At 69.3% G+C, this 5,360-nt stretch carries 4 protein-coding genes, 1 pseudogene and 1 riboswitch; of the genes and pseudogenes, 2 read left to right on the forward strand and 3 right to left on the reverse strand.

The features are described from left to right. Nucleotides 1-463, reverse strand: a 463-nt coding sequence (locus tag A5646_RS00800) for a PPE family protein (RefSeq protein WP_156765484.1), incomplete at its 3' end; no start/stop codon positions are given. 184 nt (nt 464-647) lie between these two features. After that, a riboswitch (cobalamin riboswitch) is annotated at nt 648-837 on the reverse strand. Between the two features lie 36 nt (nt 838-873). Further along, a complete protein-coding gene (locus tag A5646_RS00805; RefSeq protein ID WP_067019152.1) occupies nt 874-2,469 on the reverse strand; it encodes a CdaR family transcriptional regulator in 1,596 nt (531 codons plus the stop codon). Nucleotides 2,470-2,552: 83 nt separating this feature from the next. Here A5646_RS00805 and pruA point away from each other — a divergent pair, with 83 nt between their 5' ends. Both pruA and A5646_RS00815 read left to right on the forward strand, forming a co-directional pair. Continuing rightward, nucleotides 2,553-4,184, forward strand: a complete 1,632-nt coding sequence (gene pruA, locus A5646_RS00810; RefSeq protein WP_066877722.1) for an L-glutamate gamma-semialdehyde dehydrogenase — start codon at nt 2,553-2,555, stop codon at nt 4,182-4,184. Further along, on the forward strand, nt 4,184-5,149 hold the full coding sequence (locus A5646_RS00815; protein WP_066877724.1) for a proline dehydrogenase family protein: 966 nt from the start codon (nt 4,184-4,186) through the stop codon (nt 5,147-5,149). The genes pruA and A5646_RS00815 overlap by 1 nt, the downstream gene beginning before the upstream one ends. A gap of 127 nt (nt 5,150-5,276) precedes the next feature. Here the strand turns inward: A5646_RS00815 and A5646_RS28650 are convergent. Next, nucleotides 5,277-5,360: pseudogene (locus A5646_RS28650) on the reverse strand (TetR/AcrR family transcriptional regulator); the annotation flags it as partial.

Raw genomic sequence — 5,360 nt, forward strand, 5'->3', positions numbered from 1 at the left:
TCATCACGGTGGCGGCCTGGACCCACATCCGCGCGTAGTCGGATTCGTTCACCGCGATCGGGATGGTATTGATGCCAAAGAAATTGGTCGCCGTCAACACCGCGTGGGTGGCGTGGTTGGCGGCCAACTCGGGCGGCGTCGGCATGGCTGCCAGCGCCGCGGTGTAGGCGGCGGCCGCAATGTCGAGTTGGGCGGCCACGGCCGCACTGTCCGCGCTGGACTGCACCAACCACCCCAGATACGGCGCGTGCGCGGTCACGTATGCCACGGCGCTCGGGCCGTCCCAGCTGCCGGCTTGCGCGGCGCCCAGCACCGCGGCCAGCTCGTCCGCCGACTCCGCATATGCCTGGCTCAGCGACGTCCAGGCCGCCGCGGCGGCCAGCAACGGGCCGGGTCCCGGGCCGCTGCACAGCAGCGCCGAATGCACTTCGGGAGGGGAGGCCATCCAGATCGGGGCGGTCATCGGCCGCCTCCCTCGGCCGCGCCGAAACCTCTTGGCGGGGCGACGAAGTGGATCGAGCAGGGGGGCTCGGCTCCCGGGGCAACAGAACGGGCGCGGCTAGGCGTCGAAGTGGTGGCAGCAGCAACGGCCACCCATGCCGGAACAGACATGGAGATTGGCAGCTCTCTCGGGGTGCACCGCCCCGGGTCGCAGGACGCAATGACGCAAGTGTCCTGGCTCTCGGATCGCTGCTCGCCTCGCCTTCCGACTTCTCAGCCGTGGCCGTTGAGGGTCGCTCCCCGATGACAGTGGCGGGACCGCGCCGGATTCGCACCGGCTTCCTACATCGTCATCACCTTACGGGTGGCATTGTTGCATCCGCGTCGTCCAAAAGCGAGCTAATCGCGCGAGAGCTCCCCGGCGATGACCGCTCAACGCGCGTTCAGGACGCGCAGCCCCAGCGAAAACAGCAGCCGCACCTCGGGATCGGCCAGCGACGTCGACAACGATTTTTCGATCCGGCGCACCCGGTAGCGAACCGTGTTGGGATGCACCCGCAACGCCTGCGCGGCCGCGGCGATGTCACCGAAAGCGTCCAGGTAGGTCCGCAACGTCTCGGCCAGCACCGGCTCGTCGTCGCGCAACGCCACGATCCGCGGATCGATCAGGCGCTCGTCGCCGCCGATCAGCGTGACGATCTCGTCGAGCAAGACGGTGGTGCGGGCCTCGGCCAGCGACGTCACCTGACCGAACGAAATCGGATGCCGCTCAGCGCTGTCCAGCACGCGGTCCACCTCGATGCGGGCCGCGCCCACCCCGGCAAGGCCGGCGACCGGTGCGGCGATGGCCGCCCGCAGTTGCACCCCGAGTTCGGTGCGCATGGCGGCGATGGTGCCGCGGACCCACGAGGCGACCGAGCGGTTCTGCGTCTGGGGCAGGAGCACATATGTGCGCGCGCCGTTCGAGGCGACCTGAGCGTCGCGCCGAAAAGCGCTGGCGCTCAGCGCAATGACGTCGGCGATCCGCGCCTGACGGGGCGAGCCGTCCGCCGCGTCCCAGCCGATCAGGGCCGCGTCGCCGTCGGCGGCGAGGCCCAGTTCGCGGGCGATCGCGGCCACGTCAACGTGGCCAAGGGTTTCCGCGTCGGCCAGGCCAAGCAGTTGCTGCACCCGCCGCGCGTGGGTGGAGGGCCGGGCCGCCAGCCGCGACATGATGCGGGCGGCCAGCACGGCGGCGCCGCGCAACATCTCCTCGGCGTCGTCGGCCAGCGGTTGCGAGCCCTGCTGCACCCAGATGGTTCCGGCGAACACCGGCGGTCGCCGCGCATCGGGCGCGGGCTGGTGGATCCCGACGGCCAGCCGGGGACGCAGCCCCAACTCGGGCCGCTCGGCGACGCGGACCACCTCACCGCCGGACCGCAACGCATCGAAGATGCCCCATTGGCCGATCCACTCGAGATGCTCGGGCGGACCGGCCCTGCCCAGGATGGACAGGCGGCGCAGCTCGTCGGCCTCGTCGTTGGACGCCGAATACGCCAAGACGTGTGACTGAGCGTTTTCGATGCTCACCATGCCGTGGATGCGGTCGGCGAGCGACTGCGCCAACCCGAACAGATCGGTGCCCGAGTCGTCCATGGCGTCGGCGCGGTCCCCGTGATGCTCGAGCACATGGTTGACCAGCTGATAGAGCCGCTCCCAGCGGGCCCGCGGGTCGACCGCCACCACCGCAGAGCCGGCCGCAACGGCCTTGGCCACCAAAGCATCCGGCGGTCCTTTGGCGAAGATGGCCGCCGGCACGCGGTCGCGCGCCTGCTTGTCCATCCAGCGCAGCGCCTCGTCGTCGGCGACACCCAACAGGAAGAAGACGTCGGCCGAACCCGCCGCGGCCGCCAGGCCCAGCCGCACGTCGTCGCTGTCGATCAGCGCCGCCGATGCCACCGGCAGGTCCAGGCCCCGGGGCGCGTCGACCAGGCTCACCAGGGTCGCATCCAGCGCGAGGAGCAGCTGTCCCAGACCCACACCGGCCATGTTGTCCGATTGTACTATCGATGGCCCACTGTATTGTCCGATCGGCTAAATCTTTGCGGTGTGTGCGCGAGGACCCTGGCAGCATGGACGCGATAACCCAGGTCCCGATGCCGGCCAACGAGCCGGTCCACAACTATGCGCCGCACTCCCCGGAACGCGACCGCCTTGTCGCCGAACTGGCGCTGCTGGCCGACAACCCGATCGAGCTGCCGCATGTCATCGGCGCCGCCCACCGGATGGGCGACGGTGAGCGCATCGATGTGGTTCAGCCGCACCGGCACGCCGCGCGGCTGGGCACCCTGACCAACGCGGCGCACGCCGACGCGACGGCGGCGATCGAGGCCGCGATGGCCGCGAAAAGCTCTTGGGCGGCAATGCCGTTCGATGAGCGTGCGGCGGTGTTCCTGCGCGCCGCCGACCTGCTGGCCGGTACCTGGCGGGAGAAGATCGCCGCCGCCACGATGCTCGGCCAATCCAAGTCGGTCTATCAGGCCGAGATCGATTCGCCGTGCGAGCAGATCGATTTCTGGCGCTTCAATGTGGCGTTCGCCCAACAGATCCTGGCCCAGCAGCCGATCAGCGGGCCGGGCGAGTGGAATCGCAGCGATTACCGCCCGCTGGACGGCTTCGTGTATGCGATCACGCCGTTCAACTTCACCTCGATCGCGGGCAATTTGCCGACCGCGCCGGCGCTGATGGGCAACACCGTGGTGTGGAAGCCCTCGATCACCCAGACGTTGTCCGCCTACCTCACCATGCAACTGCTCGAGGCGGCGGGGTTACCGCCCGGGGTGATCAATCTGGTGACCGGCGACGGGTTGGCCGTCTCCGATGTGGCGCTGGCCGATCCGCGGCTGGCCGGCATCCATTTCACCGGGTCAACGGCCACCTTCCAGCAGTTGTGGCAGCGGGTGGGCGCCAATATCGGTCGCTACCAGAGCTATCCGCGGCTGGTCGGCGAGACCGGTGGCAAGGACTTCGTCGTCGCCCACGCCTCGGCGCGCCCGGATGTGTTGTGCGCGGCGTTGATTCGCGGCGCGTTCGACTACCAGGGTCAGAAATGCTCGGCGGCGTCGCGGGCCTTCATCGCGCAGTCGGTGTGGCGCCGCATGGGTGACGACTTCCTGGGCAAGACCGCCGCGCTGCGCTACGGCGACGTCACCGACCTGACCAACTACGGGGGAGCGCTGATCGACCGGCGCGCCTTCATCAAGAACGTCGACGCCATCGAGCGGGCCAAGGGCGCGCCGCACGTCACCATCGCCGTCGGCGGCGAATACGACGACCGCGAGGGCTATTTCGTGCGCCCCACGGTGCTGCTGTCCGACGACCCGACCGACGAGTCGTTCGCGACGGAGTACTTCGGCCCGTTGCTGTCGGTGCACGTGTACCCCGACGCCGACTACGAGCGGATCCTCGACGTCGTCGACACCGGGTCGCGGTACGCGCTGACCGGCGCGGTCATCGCCGACGACCGCGCGGCGGTGCTGACCGCCCAGCACCGGTTGCGGTTCGCTGCCGGGAATTTCTACGTCAACGACAAGCCGACCGGCGCGGTCGTCGGGCGCCAACCGTTCGGGGGATCCCGCGGTTCGGGCACCAACGACAAGGCGGGATCGATGCTGAACATGTTGCGCTGGACCTCGGCGCGCACCATCAAGGAGACTTTCATCCCGGCGACCGACCACACGTATCCGCACATGGGCGCCGACTGATGGCCGGGCTGTTCGCCGCCACGCTGCGCCCGACGATCATGGCCGCCGGCCGCCGCGACGGGTTGCGCCGCGCCGCCGAGCGCTTCCCGGTCACCCGTCGCGTGGTGCGGCGCTTCGTCCCGGCGGAGACGATCGATTCCGCGCTGAACAGCGTTGCCGCGCTGCGCGGTTCGGGTCGCTTCGTCAGCGTCGACTATCTGGGTGAGGACGTCGCCGACGCGGACGGCGCCGATGCCGCCGTGCGGACCTACCTGGATCTGATCGACAGGTTGGGTGGGCTCGACACGGCCGGCAATGCGGTGCGGCCGCTGGAAGTCTCGGTCAAGCTGTCCGCGCTCGGGCAGTCGCTCGAGCGCGACGGCGAAAAGATCGCCCGGGAGAACGCGTGGTCGATCTGCGACGCCGCCCGGCGGGCCGGCGTGTGGGTGACGGTGGACGCCGAGAACCACACCACCACCGAGTCGACGCTGTCCGTGGTGCGCGACCTGCGGGCTGAATTCCCCTGGCTGGGCGTGGTTTTGCAGGCGTACCTGCGGCGCACTCTGGACGACTGCCGCCAATTCGCGGCCTCCGGCGCCCGGGTCAGGCTGTGCAAGGGCGCCTACGACGAACCCGCCGCGGTGGCCTACCGGAAACCCGCCGAGGTCACCGACTCCTATCTGGCGTGCCTGTCGGTATTGATGGGCGGCGTCGGCTACCCGATGGTGGCTACACACGACCCGCAGATCATCGGCGCGGTACCCGCCATCGTGCGTGAAACAGCCCGTAGCAGTGCCGAATTCGAATATCAGATGCTCTATGGCATTCGCGACGACGAACAACGGCGTCTGGTTGCGGCCGGACATCAGCTGCGGGTCTACGTCCCCTTCGGCGCCCAGTGGTACGGCTACTTCATGCGCCGGCTGGCCGAGCGGCCCGCGAATTTGGCGTTCTTCCTGCGAGCGCTCGCGCGGCGCGGTCACTAGGTGCGGCGGCCACCGCGGGTGAATCGTTGGCTTTGAGTGTGCACACCGGGCGGCGACACGCCGAGGATCACCGCCAGGGATTCACCCCCAAGACCCTGGATTCACACCCGAGGCGGTGGACGCACACTCAACGCCGGCGCGGGCGGTCGCTGGCGAACCCGCGTACCACATGGGCGCGAACGAATTCCGCCGCCACGTCGGGATCATCCAT

This window comes from Mycobacterium sp. 1245499.0, assembly GCF_001673615.1.
GTDB lineage: Bacteria > Actinomycetota > Actinomycetes > Mycobacteriales > Mycobacteriaceae > Mycobacterium > Mycobacterium europaeum_A.